Annotated in this window: 20 protein-coding genes and 1 tRNA gene; 13 read left to right on the forward strand and 8 right to left on the reverse strand. The window is 59.0% G+C overall.

Annotated elements, in window-relative coordinates; all coding sequences use genetic code 11:
- Positions 1-126: 126 nt before the first annotated feature.
- Complete coding sequence (locus GF108_RS07115; RefSeq protein ID WP_153667435.1) at positions 127-540, reverse strand: heme-binding protein; 414 nt, start codon at positions 538-540, stop codon at positions 127-129.
- Between the two features lie 405 nt (positions 541-945).
- Here GF108_RS07115 and GF108_RS07120 point away from each other — a divergent pair, with 405 nt between their 5' ends.
- Positions 946-1,167 (forward strand): hypothetical protein, encoded by a 222-nt coding sequence (locus GF108_RS07120; protein WP_153667436.1) that lies wholly within the window; start codon positions 946-948, stop codon positions 1,165-1,167.
- Positions 1,168-1,337: 170 nt separating this feature from the next.
- Here GF108_RS07120 and GF108_RS07125 read toward each other — a convergent pair whose 3' ends face one another.
- Positions 1,338-1,634 carry a hypothetical protein gene (locus GF108_RS07125; RefSeq protein ID WP_153667437.1) on the reverse strand — a complete coding sequence of 99 codons (297 nt, stop codon included), beginning with the start codon at positions 1,632-1,634 and terminating at the stop codon, positions 1,338-1,340.
- A 75-nt stretch (positions 1,635-1,709) separates the two neighbouring features.
- Positions 1,710-1,785: transfer RNA gene (locus tag GF108_RS07130), tRNA-Lys, on the reverse strand.
- 272 nt (positions 1,786-2,057) lie between these two features.
- On the opposite strand from GF108_RS07130, the gene GF108_RS07135 reads away from it, so the two are divergent.
- The 3 genes from GF108_RS07135 (at position 2,058) to glmS (ending at position 6,189) form a co-directional block, all read left to right on the forward strand.
- Positions 2,058-2,804, forward strand: a complete 747-nt coding sequence (locus GF108_RS07135) for a cytochrome c biogenesis CcdA family protein (RefSeq protein ID WP_153667438.1) — start codon at positions 2,058-2,060, stop codon at positions 2,802-2,804.
- Between the two features lie 90 nt (positions 2,805-2,894).
- Positions 2,895-4,256 (forward strand): bifunctional UDP-N-acetylglucosamine diphosphorylase/glucosamine-1-phosphate N-acetyltransferase GlmU, encoded by a 1,362-nt coding sequence (gene glmU / locus GF108_RS07140; RefSeq protein ID WP_153667439.1) that lies wholly within the window; start codon positions 2,895-2,897, stop codon positions 4,254-4,256.
- Between the two features lie 109 nt (positions 4,257-4,365).
- Positions 4,366-6,189, forward strand: a complete 1,824-nt coding sequence (gene glmS / locus GF108_RS07145; RefSeq protein ID WP_153667440.1) for a glutamine--fructose-6-phosphate transaminase (isomerizing) — start codon at positions 4,366-4,368, stop codon at positions 6,187-6,189.
- Here the strand turns inward: glmS and recG are convergent, their stop codons facing one another.
- Positions 6,190-8,289: an ATP-dependent DNA helicase RecG gene (gene recG / locus GF108_RS07150; protein WP_153667441.1), complete on the reverse strand. Its 2,100-nt coding sequence runs from the start codon at positions 8,287-8,289 to the stop codon at positions 6,190-6,192.
- A 230-nt stretch (positions 8,290-8,519) separates the two neighbouring features.
- Here recG and GF108_RS07155 point away from each other — a divergent pair, with 230 nt between their 5' ends.
- A complete protein-coding gene (locus GF108_RS07155; RefSeq protein ID WP_027233243.1) occupies positions 8,520-8,807 on the forward strand; it encodes a succinate dehydrogenase assembly factor 2 in 288 nt (95 codons plus the stop codon).
- A 7-nt stretch (positions 8,808-8,814) separates the two neighbouring features.
- The gene (mfd, locus tag GF108_RS07160) at positions 8,815-12,315 is read left to right on the forward strand and encodes a transcription-repair coupling factor (RefSeq protein ID WP_153667442.1); all 3,501 of its coding nucleotides are present in this window, start codon (positions 8,815-8,817) and stop codon (positions 12,313-12,315) included.
- Here mfd and GF108_RS07165 read toward each other — a convergent pair.
- Positions 12,312-12,983 carry a DsbA family oxidoreductase gene (locus tag GF108_RS07165; protein ID WP_153667443.1) on the reverse strand — a complete coding sequence of 224 codons (672 nt, stop codon included), beginning with the start codon at positions 12,981-12,983 and terminating at the stop codon, positions 12,312-12,314. The two genes, mfd and GF108_RS07165, sit on opposite strands and share 4 nt — an antisense overlap.
- A 9-nt stretch (positions 12,984-12,992) precedes the next feature.
- Complete coding sequence (locus GF108_RS07170) at positions 12,993-14,717, reverse strand: extracellular solute-binding protein (RefSeq protein WP_246663884.1); 1,725 nt, start codon at positions 14,715-14,717, stop codon at positions 12,993-12,995.
- Between the two features lie 369 nt (positions 14,718-15,086).
- On the opposite strand from GF108_RS07170, the gene GF108_RS07175 reads away from it, so the two are divergent.
- Positions 15,087-15,707, forward strand: a complete 621-nt coding sequence (locus tag GF108_RS07175; protein ID WP_153667445.1) for an invasion associated locus B family protein — start codon at positions 15,087-15,089, stop codon at positions 15,705-15,707.
- Positions 15,708-15,778: 71 nt separating this feature from the next.
- On the opposite strand, the gene hspQ is transcribed toward GF108_RS07175, so the two are convergent.
- The gene (gene hspQ, locus GF108_RS07180; RefSeq protein ID WP_027233248.1) at positions 15,779-16,114 is read right to left on the reverse strand and encodes a heat shock protein HspQ; all 336 of its coding nucleotides are present in this window, start codon (positions 16,112-16,114) and stop codon (positions 15,779-15,781) included.
- A gap of 94 nt (positions 16,115-16,208) precedes the next feature.
- Here hspQ and GF108_RS07185 point away from each other — a divergent pair, with 94 nt between their 5' ends.
- Together GF108_RS07185 and GF108_RS07190 are read left to right on the forward strand one after the other, a co-directional pair.
- Complete coding sequence (locus GF108_RS07185; RefSeq protein ID WP_153667446.1) at positions 16,209-17,153, forward strand: AEC family transporter; 945 nt, start codon at positions 16,209-16,211, stop codon at positions 17,151-17,153.
- A gap of 162 nt (positions 17,154-17,315) precedes the next feature.
- A complete protein-coding gene (locus GF108_RS07190; RefSeq protein WP_091922869.1) occupies positions 17,316-18,662 on the forward strand; it encodes an Nramp family divalent metal transporter in 1,347 nt (448 codons plus the stop codon).
- Here the strand turns inward: GF108_RS07190 and GF108_RS07195 are convergent.
- Positions 18,659-19,861: a UbiH/UbiF family hydroxylase gene (locus GF108_RS07195; protein WP_153667447.1), complete on the reverse strand. Its 1,203-nt coding sequence runs from the start codon at positions 19,859-19,861 to the stop codon at positions 18,659-18,661. The two genes, GF108_RS07190 and GF108_RS07195, sit on opposite strands and share 4 nt — an antisense overlap.
- Before the next feature lie 180 nt (positions 19,862-20,041).
- On the opposite strand from GF108_RS07195, the gene pcsA reads away from it, so the two are divergent.
- The 4 genes from pcsA to GF108_RS07215 all read left to right on the forward strand — a co-directional run bounded on the left by pcsA (position 20,042) and on the right by GF108_RS07215 (position 24,547).
- The gene (gene pcsA, locus GF108_RS07200) at positions 20,042-20,779 is read left to right on the forward strand and encodes a phosphatidylcholine synthase (protein ID WP_036815269.1); all 738 of its coding nucleotides are present in this window, start codon (positions 20,042-20,044) and stop codon (positions 20,777-20,779) included.
- Positions 20,779-21,756, forward strand: coding sequence for a quinone oxidoreductase (locus GF108_RS07205; RefSeq protein ID WP_153667448.1), 978 nt, complete (start codon positions 20,779-20,781; stop codon positions 21,754-21,756). The genes pcsA and GF108_RS07205 overlap by 1 nt, the downstream gene beginning before the upstream one ends.
- 116 nt (positions 21,757-21,872) lie before the next feature.
- Positions 21,873-23,456, forward strand: a complete 1,584-nt coding sequence (locus GF108_RS07210; protein ID WP_153667449.1) for an ABC transporter ATP-binding protein — start codon at positions 21,873-21,875, stop codon at positions 23,454-23,456.
- Entirely contained in the window at positions 23,456-24,547 is a 1,092-nt protein-coding gene (locus GF108_RS07215) for an ABC transporter permease (protein ID WP_153668205.1), read from the forward strand. The genes GF108_RS07210 and GF108_RS07215 overlap by 1 nt, the downstream gene beginning before the upstream one ends.

Genomic DNA, 24,547 nt, shown 5'->3' on the forward strand with positions numbered 1-24,547 from the left:
TTCGTTTTTGGGAATGCAAGGAATTCGAGATGGTTGCCTGCGCGGAGTTTGGACAATACGGTCACAGCCCGGTCGAGCATCTGTAATCGTATGCAAGGAGTCGGAGTTGGAGCGGTGAAGGCTTCCTTAGAGCGATTTCTGAAGCTCGTGCCTTCTAGGCTGAAGTGCCGCCTCGAGTATCCCAACGTCTTGGGCGACGGTCCCGCCACTTATTCCGACGCCGCCGACAACCACGCCGTCATGGATAAGGGGCGCTCCCCCACCCATGGCGCAGAAGCTATCCTGCGACATCAGATGGAACAGCTCCCTTCCAGGCTGTACGAGTTCGAACAGGTCTGATGTTCGTTCCTGTGTGAGAGCCGCCGTATACGCCTTGCGGTGGGAGATCAACATCGAGAAGGCTAGCGCGCCATTCATCCTGTGCTGGAGGACCGAGTTTCCATGAACGTCGATGACGGTGACGGTCACGGGCACCTTGGCGGTGGACGCTTCCTCTTCCACCCGATCGGCGATGCCCTTTGCCAGTGCAAGCAGGTCCATTTCAAGGTTCCTTAATGAGGTTAAGTCGCGTCGAATACCCTACGGCCGAGGAGACCGCACCGCTACTAAACCTTGGTGTTGCCGATACCAAAGTATAGCCTCCCAGGCATCGCCTGGCCGAGTGGAGGAAAGTTGGCGGGCGATCGGCTGCTGAAAGTTGAGCGGGCGCTGGGGTAAAGTGTCCACAAATGGACAGTTTGCTACAAAACGGAAGTTTCCGTTTCGTGGCAAAAGTCGGCGAAGCTCATGTTGAGACAGATTTAGAAGAAAACGGAAAGTTCCGTTTAGTTCTAAAAGTCAGTGAAGATCATGGTTGAGACAGATTTACCACGAAACGGAAACTTCCGTTTTGTAGTAAAACTTGGTTGCTTGCCGCTCGCACATGGCTGGGGGTAAATACGCTTCATGCCGAAACCGAAGCCGATTGCCCCGATACTCGAAGTGATGATAGCGGATTTATCGGCCACCGGCATGGACCGCACAGCGATCGCCGACGCAACCCGGCTTTACCGCGTCACCATATGGCGCATGGCCATCGGCGAGGCGCGACAACCCGACTACCGGACTGTCTGCCGCATCGGCGACCTTTACGAGCAGAAGATCGGGCCGTCGCCGCTCAGGGGATAGCTGAAAGCGAAGGTATGACCGACCAATCCATTTCGATAGTTTTACAAGAAATGGCAATTCTGCCAAAACTTGACAAAGTTATCCAAACACTCGCTACCCACGCCGACGACTAACGTAAATTGGAAGGACGCGGGGAAATTCCCCACGTTGATACCGTCACCGCTCAGGGGTTAGTCTTCGTCAAGGTGGTTCAAAATGTCCTTGGCTTTCTGATGGATGAGGAAGCTGAACATCGCACACAGGAGGAAGAAGACGAACGTCTTGTACGGGAAGCCAGATGCGGGAGACCCGCTGGCAGTGGCAAACATTGGCGCCAAGCCGCCGACGACGATAAATGCCAGCGCAATGCCGTTCCCGTAGTTGGCCGTCAGTTTAATTCGTTCGCGTCTCGATTCTTTCATGCCACAACCGTAGTAGGAAAGGGTTGAGAAGCGGTGAATTTCGGGAGACGGGCGATTCTCCCCCATAGCTCCCCCAATATGAAAAATGCCAAAAACCGCCGCTTCTTGGTTTAGTTAAACAGTTGTTTTCTTTGGGGTTTTTGGTGAGCGCGCAGGGATTCGAACCCTGGACCTACTGATTAAAAGTCAGTTGCTCTACCGGCTGAGCTACGCGCTCCCAAAACGAGGCGCGTTCAATCGCCTCGGGAAGTGCGGCGGAACATAGGGGCGAGACGGCGATCGGTCAACAACTAACATGCAGATAATTTGCGGAAAAAAGCCTTGTTTTTGCGGGATTCGGTGCTTTTCCGGCGTGCTGTGATCTTTGAACCCGCGAGCGAAACCGCGACGGTTCGCCAATCATGGCCCAACTGGCGAAAAGGTGATTGGCCTTCGCAGGGGATTCGGCATAATCCGCGCCCAACGAGATGCCATTTTCAAGGAGCGCGCATGGCGCTTGATGTTTCCTACCTGACGGCCGTCGGCGCCGGCGCCCTGTCATTCCTTTCGCCTTGCGTGCTGCCACTCGTCCCGCCCTATCTTTGCTACATGGCGGGCGTGACGGTCGAAGATTTCCGTTCCGATTCGCCGCAGGCGCGCCTCTCGCCGGTGCGGCAGGCGCTGCTCATGTCTTCGCTGGCCTTCGTCCTCGGCTTTACCACAGTGTTCGTACTGCTCGGAGCCGGCGCTTCGACGATCGGCGGCTTTTTGCGCATGTGGCAGCAGGAGATCGCCATCGCCGCCGGCATCGTCATCATCCTGATGGGCCTGAATTTCCTCGGTGTCTTCAAGCTTGCTTTCCTTTCGCGCGAAGCGCGCTTCCAGACGCAGGGCAAGCCCGCCAATCCGCTTTCGGCCTATGTCATGGGCCTCGCTTTTGCCTTCGGCTGGACACCTTGCATCGGTCCGGTGCTGGGGCCGATCCTCGCCCTTGCCGGCGCGCGCGATACGGTCGCCGACGGCGCAATTCTGCTTGCCGTCTACTCGCTCGGCCTCGGCATTCCCTTCATCGTCGCCGCGCTGTTTTCGGGCCTGTTCATGCGGTTTCTCGCCCGCTTTCGCATGCATCTCGGCAAGGTGGAAAAGGTGATGGGCGGGCTTCTCGTCGCCACGGGCATTCTGTTCCTGACCGGAGGACTGCAGACTTTCTCATTCTGGCTGCTTGAAACATTTCCCATCCTTGGCCAACTCGGCTAAAGGTGCTTCAAATGTTCATTCAAATGGCGATAGGGCCCGTGCCGGATCAGGCATGAGAATGCCCGGCCAAAACTGATCTGGAAGTCCGACATGACATCACGTTCCTGCCTCACCGTCATTCTCGCTGCCGGCGAGGGCACCCGCATGAAATCAGAGCTGCCGAAGGTCCTGCACATGATTGCGGGGCTGCCGATCGTGGCACATGTGGCCAAGGCGGTCACGGGGGCTGGCGGCAGCGACATTGCGCTCGTCGTTGGCAAGGGCGCCGAAAAGGTGGAAGCTGCGGTGCGCACGATAGCGCCACATGTCAGCGTGCACGAGCAGACCGAGCGGCTCGGCACCGCCCATGCAGCTCTGGCAGCGCGCGACGCGATTGCACGCGGCTACGATGATGTGCTTGTCGTCTTCGGCGATACGCCGCTCATCGAAACTGCGGCTTTGGCGCAGGCGCGGGCCAGGCTTGCCGACGGCGCCGATGTCGTCGTCATGGGCTTCCGTCCCGCTGTACCGAACGGCTATGGCCGGCTCATCGAGAAGGACGGCCGTCTCGTGGCGATTCGCGAGGAGAAGGACGCGAGCGCCGAGGAAAAGCAGATCGGCCTGTGCAATGGCGGGCTGATGGCGCTGCGCGGCAAGAGTGCGCTCAGCCTGCTGGACCGGATCACTAACAACAATGCCAATGGCGAATATTATCTGACCGATGTGGTCGAGATCGCCAATGCCGGCGGCCAGAACGTCGTTGCCATCGAGATTTCTCCGGACAATGTCATCGGGATCAATACGCGTGCCGAACTCGCGGAGGCCGAAGCCATCTGGCAGAACCGCAAGCGCCGCGACATGATGATGGCCGGCGTCACGATGCATGCCCCGGAAACAGTGTTCTTCTCGCACGATACGCTGGTCGAGTCCGACGCCATCCTTGAACCCAACATCGTTTTCGGGCCCGGGGTAACGGTTGCGCGGGGCGCGGTTATCCATGCGTTCTGCTATTTCGAGGGCGCGAAAATCGGCGCGAATGCCAATGTCGGTCCCTTCGCGCGGCTGCGCCCCGGTGCCGATCTTGCGGAAAAATCCAAGGTCGGCAATTTCGTCGAGGTGAAGAACGCTGTGGTCGGCATCGGCGCCAAGGTCAATCATCTGACTTACATCGGCGATGCGACGATCGGCGCAGCGGCCAATATCGGCGCGGGGGCGATTACCTGCAATTATGACGGCTACAATAAACATTTGACGGAGATCGGGGCCAACGTCTTCGTCGGGTCCAATACCTCATTGGTGGCACCGGTGAAGATCGGCGATAATGCTTATGTCGCATCGGGCAGCGTGATTACGGCAAATGTGCCGGCAGATGCCCTGGCTTTCGGGCGCGCGCGCCAGGAAATCAAGGAAGGACGCGCGATCGAACTGCGCGCCCGCTATGCCGCCGCGAAATTAGCCAAGAAGGCTGACTAGATCGCATTCCATTGTTCGTGCAAGATTGCGCAACGGAAATTGACTTCCGGCCAGGGCGATTCCGCCCTAAGGCAGGAACATAAAAAAGCTTGGGGCATCGGAGTTTTGCATGTGCGGGATCGTTGGAATTATCGGCCGGGAGCAGGTGGCGCCGCTGCTCGTGGACGCGCTGAAGCGGCTTGAATATCGCGGATATGATTCTGCCGGTGTCGCGACCCTCAACAATGGCGTCCTCGACCGCCGCCGCGCCGAGGGCAAGCTCGCCAATCTCGACAAGCTCCTGAAAGAGCAACCGCTCGCCGGCACGATCGGCCTCGGACACACCCGCTGGGCAACCCATGGTGCGCCGACCGTTCGCAATGCGCACCCGCATACAACGCCGCGCCTCGCAGTCATCCATAACGGCATCATCGAGAACTTTGCCGAACTGCGGACCATGCTCGAATCCGACGGCTATAAGTTCGAGACCGAGACCGACACGGAAACCGTCGCGCATCTGGTGACGCGCGCACTCGACCGCGGGCTTTCGCCCATTGACGCAGTGCGCCAGACCTTGCCGCAGCTGCGCGGCGCCTTTGCCATCGCCATCATGTTCAAGGGCGAGGAGAACCTTCTCGTTGCCGCCCGCAATGGCCCGCCGCTTGCGGTCGGTTATGGCGACGGCGAAATGTACCTGGGCTCCGACGCGATCGCGCTTGCCCCGTTCACCGACAATCTCTCCTATCTTGAGGATGGCGATTGGGCCGTCCTGACGCGCGAAGGCGTCGTGATCTACGATGAGACGGGCATGGAGGTCGAACGCCCGGTTCAGAAGTCGGCGGGGACCGCCTTCCTCGTCAGCAAGGGCAATCACCGCCATTTCATGGAAAAGGAAATCCATGAACAGCCGGAGGTCATTTCGCATACCCTTGCCAATTATCTCGATTTCGCCAAGGGAACCGTTCGCACCGATGCAACGCCGCTCGATTTCAGCAAGGTGGATCGCATTGCGGCATCTGCTTGCGGTACCGCATTTTATGCCGGACTCATCGGCAAATACTGGTTCGAACGCATTGCGCGGCTCCCGGTCGATATCGATGTCGCCTCCGAGTTCCGCTATCGCGAGATGCCGCTGTCGAAGGACAGCCTTGCGCTCTTCGTCTCGCAATCGGGCGAGACCGCCGATACGCTCGCCTCGCTGCGCTACTGCAAGCAGCAGGGGCTGAAGATCGGCACGATCGTCAATGTCCGCGAATCGACGATGGCGCGCGAATCGAACACCGTGTTCCCGACGCTCGCCGGTCCTGAGGTCGGCGTCGCATCGACCAAGGCTTTCACCTGCCAATTGGCGGTTCTGGCATCGCTCGCAGTCGCCGCCGCCAAGATGCGCGGCACGATCGACGAGCAGGAAGAACGCCAGCTCGTGCGCGAGCTTTCGGAAATTCCGCGCTATGCCAATCACGCGCTGCGCCTCGAAGAACAGATGGAGACGATCAGCCGTGACCTCAGCCAGGTCAAGCACGTGCTTTACCTTGGCCGTGGCACCAGCTACCCGCTTGCGCTCGAAGGCGCGCTGAAGCTCAAGGAAATTTCCTACATCCATGCAGAAGGCTATGCGGCGGGTGAATTGAAGCACGGGCCTATCGCACTGATCGACGAATCGATGCCGGTCATCGTCATTGCGCCGTATGACCATTGGTTCGAGAAGACGGTTTCGAACATGCAGGAGGTCGCGGCGCGCGGCGGCAAGATCATCCTGATCACCGACGAGAAGGGCGCGGCGGCGAGCACATTGAATACGATGCACACGATCGTGCTGCCGGACATGCCGGAAATCATCGCCCCGATCATCTATGCGCTGCCGATCCAGATGCTGGCATATCATACGGCGGTGTTCATGGGGACCGACGTCGACCAGCCACGCAACCTTGCAAAATCCGTGACGGTCGAATAGTTAGCCGGCGCGCAAAAGCCTGACAGCCTCGTCGCGCTCGAAAAGGTAAAGCAGTATGCGCAGCGCCTTGCCGCGCTCGCTCTGCAATTCGGGATCGCGCGCAAGAATATAGCGCGCATCCTTGCGGGCAATCTCCAGGAACTCCTGATGCGCCTCGATGCTGGCGAGGCGGAAGCCGGGCGTACCGGATTGGCGCGTGCCGAGAAGCTCGCCTTCACCACGCAGCTTCAGATCTTCCTCGGCAATGCGAAATCCGTCTTCCGTTTCGCGCATGATCTTGAGCCGTGCCTGCGCCACTTCGCCGAGCGGCCCCTTATAAAGCAGAAGGCAGGTCGAAGGCTTGTCGCCACGGCCGACCCGGCCACGCAACTGGTGCAGCTGGGCAAGGCCGAAGCGCTCGGCATGCTCGATGACAATGATGGTGGCGTCCGGCACGTCGACGCCAACCTCGATTACCGTTGTGGCGACGAGAAGCCGGGTAACGCCATTTTTGAACGCCAGCATGGCAGCGTCTTTTTCCGGACCGCTCATCCGGCCGTGCACCAGGCCGATCTTGCTGCCAAGCAGGGGCTTCAGCGATTCGAACCGCTCTTCGGCCGAGACAAGGTCGACGATCTCCGATTCTTCGACAAGCGGACAGATCCAATAGATCTTCTGGCCGTCGGCAACGGCGCTCCGCATGCGCTCGACAAGGTCGCTCAACCGGTCCATCGGCAGGATCGCAGTGGTGATCGGCCGCCGTCCCGCCGGCTTTTCCGTGAGTTTCGATACGTCCATATCGCCGAACGCGGTGAGGACGAGGGTGCGGGGTATGGGGGTTGCAGTCATCACCAGCATGTCCGGCGCGTCACCCTTGGAGGTGAGGAGCAGGCGTTGATGAACGCCAAACCGGTGCTGCTCGTCGACAATGACGAGGACAAGGTCGCGGTACGAGACTTTTTCCTGGAAGAGGGCATGCGTGCCGACAACGATATTGATCGCCCCGGAACGCAGTCCTTCGAGAACATCCTCGCGTTCACGGCCCTTTTCGCGCCCCGTGAGAAGAGCAACGCGCAGCCCGGCCTTCTCGGCGAGGGGCGCTATCGTGGCGTAATGCTGGCGCGCCAGGACTTCGGTCGGCACCATCAGGGCCGACTGGCCTCCGGCTTCCGCCGCATGCGCCATCGCCAGCAGGCCGACGACCGTCTTGCCGGAACCGACATCGCCTTGCAACAGGCGCAACATGCGATCGGGCTGTCGCAGGTCCGCGATGATTTCCTTGATAGCCTCAGATTGGCTATTGGTCAGCGAATAGGGCAATGCGGCAATGATCTGCGCTTTGATCTCGCCGTTGCCCTCGAGCTTGCGGCCGGAAAGGCGCTTTGCTCTTAGCCGCACAAGCGCGAGCGCGAGCTGGCCCGCAAGAAACTCATCATAGGCAAGACGCTGGCGGGCAGGGCTGTCGAGCGCGATATCTGCCGGATCAGCCGGCCCGTGCATGATCCGCAGCGCTTCGCGATGTAACGGAAGCTGGTGGGCGGCAAGAACCGGCGCGTCGATCCATTCCGGCAGCTCCGGCACTTTGGTCAAGGCATCCTCTACGCCGCGCGCCAGAACTTTTGGCGAGAGCCCGGCGGTCAAGGGATAGACAGGTTCAACGAGCGGCAGCGACGCGGCGTCGTCGAGGCGGGTGATATGGTCGGGATGGACCATGGTCGGCCGTCCGTTGAACCACTCCATCTTGCCCGACACGATCACCGTTTCACCGACAGGCATCGCCTTTTCGAGCCACGCCTGCTTGGCGTGAAAGAATGTCAGCCCGATCTCCCCGGTATCGTCATGCGCGTAAACCCGGTAAGGCGCGTTGCTGCGCCCGGCCGGCAGGTGGCGGTCGATACGCACTTCAAGAGTAACGATGGCCCCCTCGGGCGCATGGGCTATGCCGGGCCGATGGCGCCGGTCGATGACGCTGTGGGGTGGAAGATAGACAAGATTGGCGACGCGCGGATCCTGACCCGGCGGCGTGCCGAGCAGGGTTGCGAGCAAGCCGGTTACCTTCGGGCCGATGCCGGAAAGTGTGCGAACCGAAGCAAAGAGGGGATCGAGCAGGGATGGGCGCATGGCAAAGGTCTAGAATGTTTCGAGTTTGGAGACCAGTCTCGTTGCTCCGTGTCCGTTGTCATGGGGCCTTATCCCGAGGATCATCCATTCTCATCGAACGTGAAGCCCCGCGGAACGGGCGACCGTACCGGATTATTGGCAGCACATTGCACGAGCAAGGCTGACACGGCCGCCGGATGCGGCTATACCCTCGCCAAAATGCGCGCATTGGTCTGAACACGGAGCCGATCATGACAGGAAGCAGTCGCACCACCGCCGACCTGCCGCCGCGACAGCGCAAGCTGTTGTTCCGGTCGTGGCACAGGGGCATGCGCGAAATGGACCTCATTCTTGGGCAATTCGCCGACGTCCATATCGAGACCTTGTCAGAACGCGAACTTGACCAATATGAAGCACTCATGGAAGCTTTGGATCGCGATCTTCTAAAATGGGTCACGGGCGAAGCCGATGTTCCTGCCGAATTCGATACGCACATCTTCCACAAGATCGTCGCGTCCCGCAAAGAGATGAAATTCTGAAAATTCAATGACTGCGTTTTCCAAGCTTGGATTGAAGCCCGGTACAGCGGGCCATGTCGTTGTCGACGGTGTCGTCGACGGCTATGAGGCATTTGCGCTGGCCAAGGTCGTCGCCGAGGCCGGGGCAGGCGGCCCGGTGCTCTTTATCGCCCGTGATGGCCAGCGCGTTGTCGATCTTGAACAGGTCCTGAGTTTTGTCGCGCCTGAACTTCCGGTGCTGCAATTGCCGGCCTGGGACTGCTTGCCCTATGACCGCGTCTCTCCGGGTGCTGATACATCGGCACGCCGCCTTGCGGCCCTTGCGGGTCTTGCCGCATTGCGTGAACACAAGCATCCCGGTGTCATCCTCGCCACAGCCAATGCGATGCTGCAAAAGCTTCCACCACGCAAGGTGCTTGCACAGCAGCTCTTCATGGCCCGGCCCGGCAATAGAATCGACATGAACGCGCTCGTGCAGCGCCTTGAAAACAATGGGTTCGAGCGCGTACCAACGGTTCGCGACGTCGGCGAATACGCGGTACGGGGCGGCATTCTCGATCTCTTCGCGCCCGGCGCCGAAGCGCCGTTGAGGCTCGATTTCTTTGGCGATACGCTGGAGACGATCCGTGCTTTCGATCCGGCAACGCAGCGGACGCTGAGCCAGAAGACCGAGTTCACCATGCAGCCGATGAGCGAAATCACGCTCTCGCCCGAGGTGATCAGCCATTTCCGCTCGCAATATGTGCAGACGTTTGGTGCGCCTTCGCGTGATGACGCACTCTACCAGTCAATATCCGAGGGCCGCCGTTTTGCCGGAATGGAACACTGGCTGCCCATGTTCTACGACAAGCTGGAAACCGTGTTCGACCATACCGGCGACATGCCTGTCGTCTTCGATCATCTTGCGCATGAATCCATGGCCGAGCGCCACAAGATGGTCCTGGACCATTTTGAAGCGCGCAGGCGTCAATCGGACGGCAAGGAGCCTGGCGATGCGGTGCCCTACAAGCCTGTCGCGCCGGGCCTGCTCTACCTGACGCCGGAAGCGGTGGAGGTGGCGGCACAAACGTCGGGCATGCGCATCGATTTCACCCCCTTCGATGCGCCGTTTGCCAGCGGCCGGTCGATCGTCCATGCCGGCGCCCATCGTGGGCGGACGTTTGTCGAGGAGCGGACTGCCAAGGATACCAATGTCTTCGACAGCGTGGTGAAACACATCGCGGACGAGCGCGCGGCGGGCAAGAAGGTGCTGCTTGCGGCCTGGAGCGAGGGCACGCGCGATCGCCTCGTCCAGGTGCTTAACGAACATGGCCTCGAAAAGATCGAGCTTGTCGACGAGCTGCGGACGGTCAAGGCGCTGTCGCGCGACAAGATCACCGCCGGCGTGCTATCTCTGGAGACCGGGTTCGACGCCGGCGAACTCGTCGTAATTGCAGAACAGGACATTCTCGGCGACCGGCTTATTCGACATTCGAAGCGGCGCAAGCGCGACCGTGACTTCATCAGCGAAGTATCCGCGCTGAATGCCGGCGATATTGTCGTGCACGTAGATCACGGCATCGGCCGGTTTATCGGCTTGCGCACCATCACTGCCGCGGGCGCACCGCACGACTGCCTGGAATTGCACTATGCCGGCGATGACCGGCTGTTTCTTCCCGTCGAAAATATCGAGCTGTTGTCGAGGTTTGGCTCGGAATCCTCAACCGCCATCCTCGACAAACTAGGCGGCGGTGCGTGGCAGGCGCGCAAGGCGAAACTCAAGAAGCGGTTGCTCGACATTGCCGGCCATCTCATCAAGATCGCCGCGGAACGGCAGATGCGGGGCGCACCTGTCCTCACGCCGCCGGATGGGCTCTACGGCGAATTTGCCGCCCGGTTCCCCTATGATGAAACTGAAGATCAGGATCGCGCCATCGATGCAGTCATCGATGATCTGGCCCTCGGCAAGCCGATGGATCGTCTGGTATGCGGCGATGTCGGCTTCGGCAAAACGGAAGTAGCGCTGCGGGCCGCATTCGTAGCCGCGCTGAACGGCGTCCAAGTGGCTGTCGTGGTCCCGACGACTTTGCTTTCCCGCCAGCACTTCAAGACATTTTCCAACCGGTTTCAGGGGCTCCCCGTCAATGTGGCGCAGGCGTCGCGACTGGTGGGCTCCAAGGAGCTTGCGGAGAACAAGAAGGGCATCGCCGAGGGAAAGGTCGATATCGCGGTCGGTACCCACGCGCTGCTCGGACAGGGTATCACCTTCAAGAACCTTGGTCTGCTGATCATCGACGAGGAGCAGCATTTCGGCGTTAAACACAAGGAACGGCTCAAGGAGCTGAAGTCGGACGTGCATGTGCTGACCCTTTCGGCAACACCCATCCCGCGCACGCTGCAGCTGGCGCTGACCGGCGTTCGCGAATTGTCGCTTATCACGACGCCGCCTGTCGACCGCATGGCGGTGCGCACCTTCGTTTCGCCCTTCGATCCGCTCGTCATCCGTGAAACGTTGCTGAGGGAGCGCTATCGTGGGGGCCAGAGCTTCTATGTATGCCCGCGCATATCGGATCTTGCCGAAATCAAGGAGTTCCTTGACGCGCAGGTGCCGGAACTGAAGGTCGCCGTCGCACACGGCCAGATGGCGCCGGGCGAACTCGACGACATCATGAACGCCTTCTACGACGGCCAGTATGATGTGCTCCTGTCGACGACGATCGTCGAGTCCGGTCTCGATATCCCGACGGCCAATACGATGATCATCCACCGAGCCGACATGTTCGGCCTGTCGCAGCTCTATCAGTTGCGTGGCCGCGTCGGTCGCTCGAAGCAAAGGGCCTATGCGCTGTTCACGCTGCCCGCGCACAAATTGCTGACGCAGACGGCCGAGCGCCGCCTGAAGGTACTGCAGTCGCTCGATACGCTCGGCGCGGGATTCCAGCTTGCCAGCCACGACATGGATATCCGCGGCGCCGGCAATCTTCTGGGCGAGGAACAATCGGGCCATATCCGTGAGGTCGGGTTCGAGCTTTACCAGCAGATGCTCGAAGAAGCGGTCGCCGAGATCAAGGGAACGGGCGAAATAGAAGACAGTCATTGGTCGCCGCAGATATCCGTTGGCACGGCGGTGATGATTCCCGAAGCCTATGTGCCGGACCTGCAGTTGCGCCTCGGCCTTTATCGCCGTCTCGCAGATCTCGAGGAACTGCAGGATATTGACGGGTTTGGCGCAGAATTGATCGACCGGTTCGGTCCACTGCCCGAGGAAGTGCAGCACCTCCTGAAGATCGTCTATATCAAGGCGCTCTGCCGCCGCGCCAATGTCGACAAGCTCGATGCCGGCCCGAAGGGTGTGGTGATCCAGTTCCGCAACAAGACGTTCAACAATCCCGCAGCGCTCGTCAAGATGATCGGCGAGCAGGGCTCAATGGCGAAGATCAGGCCGGATCAGAGCATCGTGCTCGTTCGCGACTGGCCGACGGCGGAAAAGCGCCTGAACGGCGCTGCGGTGGTCATGACGCAACTTGCGAAACTGGCGGACGCCGCCTAGGCGGCGCCGCTTCCAGGCTCGAAACCGTCCGCCGTCTGGCGGATGGCGTCGGCCAACGTCTCGGCCGATTGCGCACCCATTAGCGCGTATTTCTGGTCGAGGATGAAGCAGGGAACACCGCGCACGCCAATCTGGTTTGCCGTATCGATCTCCTGCCGCACACCAACTGCATCGGCATCCGTTGGCAGGAGGCTCGCGACGATGGCAACATCCATGCCAGCCTCTGCAGCGGCTTCAAGCAGAACCTCGGCATCGCCAATATCCTTGCCTTGCTCGAAATAGTAGGAAAACAGGATGCCGACGAGCGTGTCCTGGACATTCGGCTGAGCCTGCGATGCCCAGCGGATCAGGCGGTGCGCGTCGAGCGTATTGGGGCTTATCTCGATCGAATCGAAGTCGAACTCAATGCCGACCTCCTTGCCGAGTTCAGTAAGCTGTTGATGGATCTCGAAGATCCGGTCCGAGCTGCCGAACTTTTCCTGCATGTAACGCTTGCGGTCCTTGCCTTGCGGCGGGATCGTCGGATCAAGCTGGAACGGCCGCCAGTTCACCGATACATCGATGTCGGGGTTGAGCTCGAGCGCCTGTTCGAGCCGCTTTCGCCCGACGAAGCACCAGGGGCAAACGACATCCGACACCACGTCGATGGTGAATTTCTTTTCGGGCATATCTTCAACCTATCGTTTGTCTGACCACCACGTGTTCAGCTGGTTTCCCACGAGGGAGGTCTTTTCGGGATGTTGCAGGTGCGACCACCGCGCAACCCATTGCTCCGGCTGATAATAGATCGGAATCATATAATGGCCGGAGATCAAAAGCCTGTCGAGAGCGCGGACCGTGCTGGTAAACTCTTCCTGTCCGCGCACCGCCAGCATCTTGTCGAGGAGGGCGTCGATGGCCGGATTGGCAACGCCGGCATAATTGAAACTGCCCTCGACATCCTTCGACTGGCTGCCCCAACGGTAAAATTGCTCATAGCCGGGTGACAGCGAACTCGCATAGGCGCCGAGTATCATGTCATAATCGAAGGTCTGCAGCCGTTTCTGGTACTGGGCGTCATCGACGGTCCTGATGGTGACGCCGATACCGAGCCGCTCAAGGGTGCGCTTATAGGCAAGACCCAAGCGTTCCTCGCCGACGGATCGGGTCATGATCTCGAAGGTGAGGGGAGTTCCGTGTGGATCGAGCATCCGTTCGTTCTCGATCCTGTAGCCCCGCTCGGTCAGGATATCGAAGGCACGCTTCATTTCCTTGCGGTCGCGCCCCGTGCCGTCCGTTTGCGGCGGCACGAACGAACCGTCCATCACGTCCGGCTGGAGAGAATCGGCAAAGGGCGCAAGCCACTCGCGCTCCATGGCATCGGCAGGACGTCCCAGCGCCGAAAGTTCCGATCCTTGCCAATAGCTGCCGAGCCGCCGGTAACGCCCAGCATAGAGGTTGCGGTTCGCCCATTCGAAGTCGAACATCAGGGCCAGCGCCTGGCGAACCGCTCGATCCTGAAATTTTGGGCGGCGCGTATTGAACAGGAACCCGAACATGTTGGCAGGCGAGTGTTTTTCGAATGTATCCTTGATAACCCGGCCATCGCGTATGGCCGGGAAGTCATATGAAGTTGCCCATTTGTTGGGATCGCCCTCAAGGAAGACATCGAAAACACCTTTCTTGAAGGCTTCGAACTGCGCCTGGTCGTTGCGGAAATATTCAACGGTCACCGTGTCGAAATTATTGAAGCCGACGCGACTCGGCATGTCTTTCCCCCAATAATCCGGATTGCGCTTATAGACGATGCGCTGACCCGGCTGCACCTGTGAGACCGTATAGGGTCCGCTGCCCACGGGTATCGAGAGAGGCGAACTGTCGAAGGTGTCGATGTTGATGGCATGTTTGGGAAGAACTGGCATTAACGAGAGGATCAGGGGAAATTCCCGGTTGGCCTGGTCGTTGAACGTAAAGCGAATGCCGCGCTCGCCAATCTTCTCGATCTTCGAAATGAGCTTCATCCGGCCGCTGAAGGGTGGGCGGCCCTTTTTTGTCAGCAGGTCGAAGGTGAATATCACGTCGTCGGGCGTAACCGGCTCGCCATCAGACCATTTTGCTTTGGGATTCAGCGTAAATTCGACCCAGGTCCGCTCATCGTCGGTTTCGACTTTTTCGGCCAGCAGGCCATACATGGTGAACGGCTCATCGGCGTTGCGCTGCATGAGCGATTCATAGACGAGATCGCCGAACTCGCCGTCGCTGAACAGGCCACGCGCGTATGTCCGCATGCTCTTGACCAGGAACGGGTTGAGGCTGTCAAACGTGCCGACGACACCATAGGTGATCGAGCCTTCCTTGGGCGCATGCGGATTGACATAGGGGAAATGCTTGTAGTCCGCGGGCAGGGCAGGTTCGCCGTGCATGGCGATTCCATGTCTCGGTTCGGCAAATGCACCGCTTGTGGTACAACAAATCGTAGCAAGTATAGTCAGCGCCTGGGTAGTTTTCTTCAACATCGTCTCGACCTAGCATTCCCGGAAGCCGGGAATTCATTCTGATTCGTGACAGAGACTACCACTTGACGACGATTCTGCGGCGTGGGCCGTAAATCATCGAGGGGAATCCCCAACTAGTCCAAAAGGTGGCTGGATTTGAGAGAACATGCAGTGTAACACGGCCTTCGATATTCAAAGGGTCACTCTCTTGCCGCATTTGGCAACCAAAGCCAGACCAGCAAATAAAGATGATCGAGATACACTTAGGATAAGTGCGCTGAAAGGAACCAGTTGACCATGTCCAACCCGAAGTCCATCGCGGCAACCGCATCATTCGCTGGTGCCATCGCATTGCTCGCCGCCGCGGCAGTACCAGCAGCAGCCCAGCAGCAGAGAGCGCCGCAAGGTTGGTTCAAGGTCTGCTCCAAGCAGGAAGAAAACGATATCTGCAACACCCAGAACATCGTGACTGCCGATAGCGGCCAGCTCCTGACCGCGGTCAACCTCATCGAGATCAAGGGCAAGATCAACCGCAAGATCTTCCAGGTCTCGGTTCCGACCGGCCGTCTCATTCCTCCGGGCGTCGGCCTCCAGATCAATGGCGGCAAGACCCAGAAGATCGACTACGCGATCTGCTTCCCGGATCGTTGCATTTCGGAAGTCGCCTTGTCGGATGACCTGCTCAACTCCTTCAAGAAGGGTAACCAGCTGACGCTGACCTCGGTCAACTTCCAGAACAAGCCTAACCCGATCAATGTCGCTCTGACCGGCTTCAGCCAGGCCTATGACGGCCCCGGCCTGCAGCAGAACGAACTCGAACAGCGCCAGAAGACGCTGCAGAGCGAAGTTCAGAAGCGCCAGAAGGAATTCGAAGACAAGATGAAGGCCGAACAGGAAAAGGCGAAAGCCGGCAACTGATCAGCCAGTACGCACAAAAAGGGACGCGGTGACGCGTCCCTTTTTTATTGTCCGGCTTCGGTGTCGGGACCTCAGTTGAGATGCGGGCGCTTGACCCGATAGACGCCATCCTCGATCTTTTCGAACACGTTCTTGATCTGCGGGTGGCGCAAAGGTGTTCCGGTCGTATCGGCAACGAGGTTTTGCTCCGAAACATAGGCCACGTATTCTGTCTCGGAGTTCTCGGCGAAGAGATGGTAGAAGGGCTGGTCGCGATGCGGCCTAATCTCTTCGGGAATGGACTGATACCATTCTTCGGTGTTGCTGAACTCGGGATCAACGTCGAAAATCACGCCACGAAACGCAAAAATGCGGTGGCTGACTACCTGACCGATCTGAAATTTGGCATGCCGTATCTGTTTTATCATCGTCATTCAGGATAGATATCCGTTTCTGTCCAATCCCGCGAGCCTAAAGCGTCCTTGCTCTTATTTCCGGCGCGGCAAACCTCAAAGCCTGCTTATGCTTGATGTATTCAACCTGGTCTTACCGTTCTTTGGGCTGATTTTTCTTGGCTTTTTCGTGGCCAAGATAAAACATCAGCCGCTCGATGCGCTCGGGTGGATGAATACGTTCATCGTCTATGTGGCGCTTCCAGCGCTGTTTTTCCAGATTTTGTCGAAGACTCCGGTGGCCGAATTGACGCAGTGGGGCTTCATCATAGGCTGCACCGCATCGACTTTCCTCATCTTCATGGCAATGTTCGCGGTCGCTTTCGCGCGCACACGCCGCATTGACGAGAGCACCATTCAGGGGCTCGCGGCCGCGTACGGTAATATTGGCTACATGGGCCCGGCGCTGGCGATCCTTGCTTTCGGCGCACCGGCAGCAGTGCCGGTCGCACTCATCTTCTGCTTCGACAACACGCTGCATTTTGTGATGGCGCCGTTGATGATGGCGCTTTCCGGCAACGACAAGCGTTCGCCGCGCGATCTCGCCGCCGGGGTGCTCAAGAAGATATTTGGCCACCCTTTCATCATCGCCACCATTTTCGGGGTAGGAGCGGCCATCACCGGACTGGAGCCGCCTGTGGCGGTCGACCGGATGATCGATTTTCTTGCCCGCGCGGCGGCGCCTTGCGCGCTCTTTGCCATGGGCGCGACGCTGGCGCTGCGTCCCTTGCGACGTGTGCCGAAGGAACTCTATCTGATCGTTCCGCTGAAGCTCGTCGTCCAGCCCGTATTGATTTACTGCGTCTTGCGCCTGGCCGGCGATTTCCCACCGGTATGGGTCTATACGGCAATGCTTATGGCGGCCCTGCCAACCGCGACGAATGTCTTCGTCATCGCTCAGCAATATGGCGTCTGGGTCGAGCGGGCGTCGAGTTCGGTGCTCGCGACCACCCTGTTTTCGATCGTGACATTGACGCTTTGGCTCTACGCCATGACACATGGGCTGGTTCGGTGAGCCCTCATACGGCGCACCTTTAGTCCCCGATGCGTGCCGCTGCAAGCAATCGGCTAGCTAGTTTGTATCAATTCTAAAGTTTTGTGGGCCACCCCCTTGCGGCTCTGGCGTCCATCTGTTTATATAGTTGCGAATGATTTGCAATTGCGTTTCGGAGAATTTATGGATCAGCTAGCGCAGCACACCCCGGCGGCCGATGGATGGCGGCATGCCCGGGGCGAGGCATCTTTGTCCGACGTTCATCGTTCGGTCGCCGTGCGCTCGACCGGCCCAGGCTGGCGGCGTGCTGCCGCATTTGTCGGACCAGGCTATCTGGTGGCGGTCGGCTACATGGATCCCGGCAATTGGGCGACATCGCTCGCCGGTGGTTCCAAGTTTGGCTATTCGCTGCTCGTTGTCGCGCTGATCTCCAACATCATGGCGATCGTTCTGCAGGCTCTCTGCGCGCGTTTGGCGATCGGATCGGGCAGGGACCTTGCGCAGGCTTGCCGGGATGCATTTCCAAAGCCCGTTGCCTATACGCTGTGGTTCCTTGCGGAAATCGCCATCATCGCAACCGATATTGCGGAAGTCATTGGCACGGCGATCGGCCTCAATCTTATTTTCGGTATTCCGCTCGAAATCGGCGTCCTCATCACCGCGCTTGATGTTTTCCTTATCCTGTACCTGCAGAAATTGGGCTTCCGCTGGGTGGAAGCGTTGATCATAACGCTGCTCGGCGTGATTGCTGTCTGCTTCGGCATCCAGATTTTTCTTGCCGATCCTGAATGGGGCGCGGTGATCAAGGGCTTCGCGCCGACGACTGAAATCGTGACCAATCCGGAAATGCTGTATCTGGCACTGGGTATCCTCGGCGCCACGGTGATGCCGCACAATCTCTACTTGCATTCGGGTATCGTGCAGACGCGCGCCTACGGCGATACGCTGCCCGAGAAACGGCAGGCGCTCAAATACGCGACGATCGATTCGACCGCGGCGCTGATGTTTGCGCTTCTCATCAACGCTTCGATCCTGATCCTCGCCGCAGCGACGTTCCATACGACCGGCCGCACGGAGGTTGCGGAACTTGGCGAAGCACATTCCCTGCTTGCGCCCTTGCTCGGTCTTGCAATTGCTCCAACCCTGTTCGGCATTGCGCTCTTGTGCTGCGGCATCAACTCCACGGTCACAGCGACGCTTGCAGGTCAGATCGTCATGGAGGGCTTTCTCCATATCAAGCTCGCACCATGGTTGCGCAGGCTCATCACCCGCGCGATTGCGATCATCCCGGCTGCGATCGTGACGATCTGGTACGGCGAAAGCGGAACGGCGAAGCTACTCGTACTCACCCAGGTGGTGCTCAGCCTGCAACTGTCATTTGCGGTGTTCCCGCTCGTCATGTTCACGGCAAGCAAGGCCAAGATGGGCGCTTTGGTCTCACCGCGCTGGCTGACCACCTTTGCCGTCATCATTGCGATCGTGATCGCCGTACTCAATGTGAAGCTGCTTTACGACTTCGTTCTTGCCTAATGTTCAGGGGCAGTGTGCTTGCGCGTAAAGCGGAAGCCGCTGCCCGGACGAAGCCCTTCACGCATGACGAAGCCGCGCAGGGGCGAAAACACCCGCAACAACTCCAGGCCCCCACTGCGGACCATCTGCACTGGAAGGAAATCAGACAAGAGCGATCTGTTCAGTGCATCGACCGCACCCGTCCGCGCCAAGATGTCAGGGCTGCGCTTGCGGTTATAGGTCGAGATGACCCGTGACGAGCCGAGATCGGCCCCGTCCGTCGGGAAGGTCTCGAGCAGGGTCTCGACGTCCCTTACACCGAGATTGAGACCTTGCGCGCCTATGGGCGGGAAAACATGAGCGGATTCGCCAGCAAGAAACACGCGATTTCGAGCGAAAGATGTCGGAACGAGGCCGGAGAGCGGCCAGCTTTGCGGATCGACATCAATGGTCACTGCGCCGAGCATGGACTGCATGCGCTCTTCCACCCGCATTGCGAGCTGGTCGCGGCTGAGTTCAAGCAGTTCAACCGCGTGCGCCGGCGTCGTCACCCATACGAGGCTCGACCGTTTCCGCTGGAGCGGGACCTGAGTGAACGGTCCGTGCTCGGTGTGAAACTCCGTCGAAATGTCGTGGTGATCGCGTGTGTGGCTGAAGCTCAGCACGATGGCCGTCTGGTTGTATGACCAGGTCCGGGCGGAAATGCCGGCCGCTTCGCGGGCAAGCGAGGACCGGCCATCCGCCGCAATCACAATGTTCGCAGTAATGCTCGAGCCATCATTGGCTTCCACCATAATTGCGTCGTCGCTCGGGTGGTAGTGGCTGGCCGAGGCGGCAATGTGCCTCGCGCCTGAATGCTTGAGTGCGTCAGCAAGGACCGAGGTGAGCGTCGTATTGGGAATATTGTAACCAAATGCCGGTTCATCGATCTCGCTGGCCTCGAACGTGACGGCAGGGCTGCGGATCAGACGCTGCGTGCCGTCGAGGATGCGCATCGTGGTAATCGGGGCTGCGTGCGGTTCGATCGCTTCCCACAGGCCGATCTTTTCGAGGAACTTGGTGGCTGGCATCATCAGCGCCGTGGTGCGCTTGTCGGAGGCCTCGGGCACGACGCCGAGGCTGACGACATTGTCGAACGAGCGGGCCGTGGCGATCGCCGCAATCAGCCCGACATGCCCAGCTCCGGCAATGACGATCGGATCGGTTCTGGTGCTGGTCATATCTGTCTCCCGTTTGCGGGCCCGTGCGGGGCTTTCAACAGTTTATATGAGTTTCATTGCTTGCGCTTTCAGCCAATTTCAAGAAAAGCTGATCGCAAATCGTTCGTCGTTGCCAAGATATAACGGCAGGCGTTGAATTGTGATGCAGCAGATTGGCGCGGACCCTTGAAAAAACCTACCATGCCCAAGGGCGTCAAGCCCAAGAAAGTGACGGCGCCGCAAGCAAAGGCTTTCTCGGTCCATCTGTTGACGGCGTCCGGTTCGTTTCTGGCGTTTCTTTCCGTCGTCGCCGCCAGCGAGGAAAGCTGGACCGCCATGTTCTGGTGGCTCGGACTTGCCTTGTTCGTTGACGGCATCGATGGTCCGATCGCCCGCAAGCTGGAAGTCAAGTACGTCCTGCCCAATTGGTCGGGAGAACTCCTCGACAACATCATCGACTACATGACCTATGTGCTCATCCCCGCCTTCGCGCTCTACCAGCGCGGCTTCATGGGCGAGGGCCTGTCGTTTCTTGCAGCGGCCATCATCGTCGTATCGAGCGCTATCTACTACGCTGACACAGGCATGAAGACGAAGGAGAACTTCTTCAAGGGGTTCCCGGTTGTCTGGAACATGATTGTTTTCACCTTGTTCATCGTGCGGCCCGGCGAATGGGTGGCGTTTGCAATCGTTCTCGTTGCTGCCATCGTTTCTTTCCTGCCGATCTATTTCCTGCATCCGGTGCGCGTGCAGCGTTTGCGCAACCTCAATCTGACGATATTTTTCCTCTGGTGCGGCTTTGGGGCGTTCTCGCTGTTTCAAGAACTTGATTCGCCGCTCTGGGTGCGCATTGGCATTTCCGTTACGGGGATCTATCTTTTCTTCATCGGCGCCGTAATGCAGTTGTTCCCCAATTTGGGGCGGACGGAGAAAGCGTAATGGTCAAGGCTGTTCGTATTCATCAAACCGGCGGGCCGGAAGCATTGACTTACGAAGATGTTTCGGTCGGGGCGCCCGGACCGGGCGAGGTACGTATCCGAAATGAAGCGATCGGCCTCAACTTTCTCGACGTCTATTATCGAACTGGTCTCTATCCGTCGCCGACCCCGCTGCCGCTGATTCCTGGCCACGAGGGCGCCGGCGTTGTGCTTGACGTCGGCGAAGGTGCCGGATGGCTAAAGCCCGGCGACCGCGTCGCCTACACCAGTCCGATCGGTGCTTATGCGCATGAGCGGCTTATTCCGGCTGATCGCCTTGTCAAAGTCCCGGATGAAATTCCGCTGCAACAAGCGGCAGCTATGATGCTGAAAGGCCTTACGGCCCAGTATCTTTTGCGCCAGACTTTCCCGGTGAAGAAAGGTGACACAATCCTCTTTCACGCGGCTGCCGGCGGGGTCGGTCTCATCGCCGGACAATGGGCGAGACATCTTGGCGCGACGGTCATCGGCACCGCCGGTTCAGAGGAGAAGGTGAAGCTCGCCCTCGATCATGGCTACGACCATGTCATCAATTACCGCAGTGAGAATTTTGTCGAGCGAGTGAAAGAGCTTACGGGCGGCAAAGGCGTCGATGTGGTCTACGACTCCGTCGGCAAGGACACGTTCGAAGGCTCGCTGGATTGCCTGCGTCCCCGCGGGATGATCGTGTGCTTCGGTCAGTCATCCGGACCAGTGCCGCCATTCGATCTGGGCATTCTCTCGCGCAAGGGATCACTCTACCTTACGCGTCCGACGCTCTTCGTCTACGTCGCCGCGCGCGAGGCGCTCGAGAGCGGTGCCAACGAACTTTTCGACCTCGTTGCCAAGGGCATCATCCGTATTGAAGTCGGCCAGACCTACGCGCTCAAGGATGTCGCCAATGCTCATCGCGACCTTGAAGCCCGCAAGACGACCGGCACGACCGTGCTCATTCCTTAAGCCTCGGATGCTCGTGCACGATTAATGTGCGCAAATGGCCGCAACCACTCGTTTTGTACTTTCCAAGTTTGGCCGGGGTAGCATAGGATCAGGAACGGTCTTGGCCGCGGGGAACGATGACACAAAAAAGAATAGACGGCTCTGAAACACCGCTACTGGAAGCTGACAAGCTCACCAAAATTTTCGGCACACTCAAAGCCTGCGATGAAATCGACCTGAGAATTAGCGCCGGCGAAATTCATTCGCTGCTCGGCGAGAACGGCGCTGGAAAATCGACGCTGGTGAAGATGCTGTTTGGCGCATTGCAGCCAAGTTCCGGCAGTATTTCCTGGAAGGGAAACGCTGTCACGGTGACCAATCCAGCCATGGGAAGATCGCTCGGTATCGGCATGGTTTTTCAGCACTTTTCGCTCTTTGATGCGCTGACTGCAGCAGAGAACATCGCCCTTTCGCTCGACGAAAAGACACCGCTCGATACGATCGCCGCGCGCGCTCGCGAAATCGGCGATGCCTATGGTTTGCCCGTCGATCCAGAAACGCTTGTCGGCGATCTTTCCGTCGGCGAGCGGCAACGAATCGAGATCATTCGCTGCCTATTGCAAAACCCTGACCTTATTATCCTGGACGAACCGACATCGGTGCTGACACCACAGGAAGCAGACCTGCTTTTCGTGACACTGGAACGGCTTCGCTCTGAAGGAAAATCCATTCTTTATATCAGCCACCGGTTGGAGGAGGTTCGGCGCCTATGCGATCGGGCAACCGTCCTTCGGCACGGCAAAGTTGTTGGCCAATGCGACCCCCGGGCTGAGACTGCCGCTTCCCTGGCGCGGATGATGGTAGGCAGCGACATCCACGTCATCGAGCGTAGTCCGGTGCAAAAATCTGCTGAACAGAGCCTGCCGCTTGTCGAGGTCAACGGATTGTCGCAGCGGCCGCGCGGTCCTTTTTCAGTTTCGCTGCACGATATCCGCCTTGCCGTCCAGGCTGGCGAAATCCTCGGCATCGCAGGTGTCGCCGGAAACGGGCAAGGCGAACTGTTCGAGGCAATTTCCGGAGAGGTTCTGCAGGAGCGACCGGACATAATTCGGCTTCGCGGCAAGGATGCTGGCAGAATCGGCATTTCGGCCCGGCGCAAGATTGGTGCCGCTTTCGTGCCGGAAGAGCGCCTCGGCCATGGTGCTGTGCCAGATATGTCGCTGACCAACAATCTTCTTCTTTCGCGCCATGCGACGGATCGTAAGGTATTTCTTGCCGGCGGCGCGCTAAAGCTCGTCGCAGAGTCCAGTCTTGCCTCGGCGGCAAAGCGCATCATCGGCCGCATGGACGTCCGCAAAAGCGCAGAAAACCCCGATGCGTCAGCGCTTTCTGGCGGAAACCTGCAGAAGTTCCTGATCGGCCGCGAGCTTGATCGCAACCCTTCGGTGATGATCGTCAACCAGCCGACATGGGGCGTGGACGCTGGCGCGGCTGCGCATATCCGCCAGGCGCTCGTCGACCTTGCCAGGAGCGGTTCGGCCGTGATTGTTATCAGCCAGGACCTCGATGAGCTTTTCGAAATCTCGGACCGCATCGCCGCGATGGTGCATGGCCACCTGTCTGAATCCGTGCCTATCGAAGCCATGAACCGTGAACGCGTCGGCTTGATGATGGGCGGTGCCGAGCACGCCGCACCCCTGGCGAGTGCAGGGGCAGCATGATGCGGATAGAAATCGTCAGACGCCCGCAACACTCGGCGCTTTTAAGTGCGCTGTCGCCTTTCATCGCTCTGTTTCTCACGGTCATTGCCGGAGCAATTCTCTTCTCGTTGCTTGGCAAGAATCCATTTGCCGCGCTCTATTCCTATTTCGTCGAGCCGCTCACCGAGATCTGGTCAATCCACGAATTATTGGTGAAAGCCGCGCCGCTTATCCTGATTGCGGTCGGCTTGTCGGTCTGCTTCCTCTCGAACAACTGGAACATCGGCGCTGAAGGTCAGCTGATCGCAGGCGGCATCGCGGGGTCGATCCTTCCGGTAATGTTCCCGGATTTTCAAGGCTGGTACGTCCTGCCGTTGATGCTGCTATTCAGCATGGCGGGTGGAATGGCATATGCGACGATCCCGGCCTATCTCAAGGTACGTTTCAATACCAACGAGATCCTGACGAGCCTCATGCTCGTCTATGTCGCGCAGCTTTTCCTCGATTGGCTGGTACGCGGTCCCTGGCGCAACCCGCAAGGCTACAACTTTCCCGAGACGGTGCAGTTTAACGACAGCGCTATCCTGCCGGCCATCTGGGCCGATTCGGGCCGCGCGCATTGGGGCTTCATCATTGCGCTCATCGCTGCTGTCGTCGTCTGGTTTATGCTGTCGCGCACGCTCAACGGCTTCGAGATCAAGGTGCTCGGCCGCAGTTCGCGGGCAGGGCGCTTTGCAGGTTTCAGCGCCGGCCGGCTTACCTTCTTTGCCTTCCTTGTATCCGGTGCGCTTGCTGGCCTCGCCGGAATTGCTGAAGTCTCCGGCGCCGTCGGCCAGTTGCGGACGACGATTACGCCCGGATATGGTTTCACCGCGATCATCGTCGCCTTCCTCGGACGGCTCAATCCGCTCGGCATCGTTGCCGCGGGACTGGTTCTGGCTCTTTCCTATCTCGGGGGCGAGGCGGCGCAGATCTCGCTCGGCATATCGGAAAAGTCTGCCCGCATTTTCCAGGGCATCATCCTTTTCTTCGTGTTGGCCAGCGACACGCTGATCTACTACCGCATAAGGTTCGTAACGCGTCTCGGCGACGCCGTGGCAAAGGGCGCCTGA

It is taken from the genome of Phyllobacterium sp. SYP-B3895, from assembly GCF_009647635.1.
Lineage (GTDB): Bacteria > Pseudomonadota > Alphaproteobacteria > Rhizobiales > Rhizobiaceae > Phyllobacterium > Phyllobacterium pellucidum.

Bases quoted from the DNA above. Each gene is read 5' to 3' on its own strand.
- GF108_RS07205 (WP_153667448.1), top strand. From the start codon at position 20,779: ATGGTCAAGGCTGTTCGTATTCATCAAACCGGCGGGCCGGAAGCATTG.
- recG (WP_153667441.1), bottom strand. From the start codon at position 8,289: ATGCGCCCATCCCTGCTCGATCCCCTCTTTGCTTCGGTTCGCACACTT.
- GF108_RS07165 (WP_153667443.1), bottom strand. From the start codon at position 12,983: ATGCCCGAAAAGAAATTCACCATCGACGTGGTGTCGGATGTCGTTTGC.
- GF108_RS07215 (WP_153668205.1), top strand. From the start codon at position 23,456: ATGCGGATAGAAATCGTCAGACGCCCGCAACACTCGGCGCTTTTAAGT.
- mfd (WP_153667442.1), top strand. From the start codon at position 8,815: ATGACTGCGTTTTCCAAGCTTGGATTGAAGCCCGGTACAGCGGGCCAT.
- GF108_RS07120 (WP_153667436.1), top strand. From the start codon at position 946: ATGCCGAAACCGAAGCCGATTGCCCCGATACTCGAAGTGATGATAGCG.
- GF108_RS07115 (WP_153667435.1), bottom strand. From the start codon at position 540: ATGGACCTGCTTGCACTGGCAAAGGGCATCGCCGATCGGGTGGAAGAG.
- GF108_RS07190 (WP_091922869.1), top strand. From the start codon at position 17,316: ATGGATCAGCTAGCGCAGCACACCCCGGCGGCCGATGGATGGCGGCAT.
- GF108_RS07170 (WP_246663884.1), bottom strand. From the start codon at position 14,717: ATGCACGGCGAACCTGCCCTGCCCGCGGACTACAAGCATTTCCCCTAT.
- GF108_RS07185 (WP_153667446.1), top strand. From the start codon at position 16,209: ATGCTTGATGTATTCAACCTGGTCTTACCGTTCTTTGGGCTGATTTTT.
- GF108_RS07210 (WP_153667449.1), top strand. From the start codon at position 21,873: ATGACACAAAAAAGAATAGACGGCTCTGAAACACCGCTACTGGAAGCT.
- glmS (WP_153667440.1), top strand. From the start codon at position 4,366: ATGTGCGGGATCGTTGGAATTATCGGCCGGGAGCAGGTGGCGCCGCTG.
- GF108_RS07175 (WP_153667445.1), top strand. From the start codon at position 15,087: ATGTCCAACCCGAAGTCCATCGCGGCAACCGCATCATTCGCTGGTGCC.
- hspQ (WP_027233248.1), bottom strand. From the start codon at position 16,114: ATGATAAAACAGATACGGCATGCCAAATTTCAGATCGGTCAGGTAGTC.
- pcsA (WP_036815269.1), top strand. From the start codon at position 20,042: ATGCCCAAGGGCGTCAAGCCCAAGAAAGTGACGGCGCCGCAAGCAAAG.
- GF108_RS07135 (WP_153667438.1), top strand. From the start codon at position 2,058: ATGGCGCTTGATGTTTCCTACCTGACGGCCGTCGGCGCCGGCGCCCTG.
- GF108_RS07195 (WP_153667447.1), bottom strand. From the start codon at position 19,861: ATGACCAGCACCAGAACCGATCCGATCGTCATTGCCGGAGCTGGGCAT.
- GF108_RS07125 (WP_153667437.1), bottom strand. From the start codon at position 1,634: ATGGGGGAGAATCGCCCGTCTCCCGAAATTCACCGCTTCTCAACCCTT.
- glmU (WP_153667439.1), top strand. From the start codon at position 2,895: ATGACATCACGTTCCTGCCTCACCGTCATTCTCGCTGCCGGCGAGGGC.
- GF108_RS07155 (WP_027233243.1), top strand. From the start codon at position 8,520: ATGACAGGAAGCAGTCGCACCACCGCCGACCTGCCGCCGCGACAGCGC.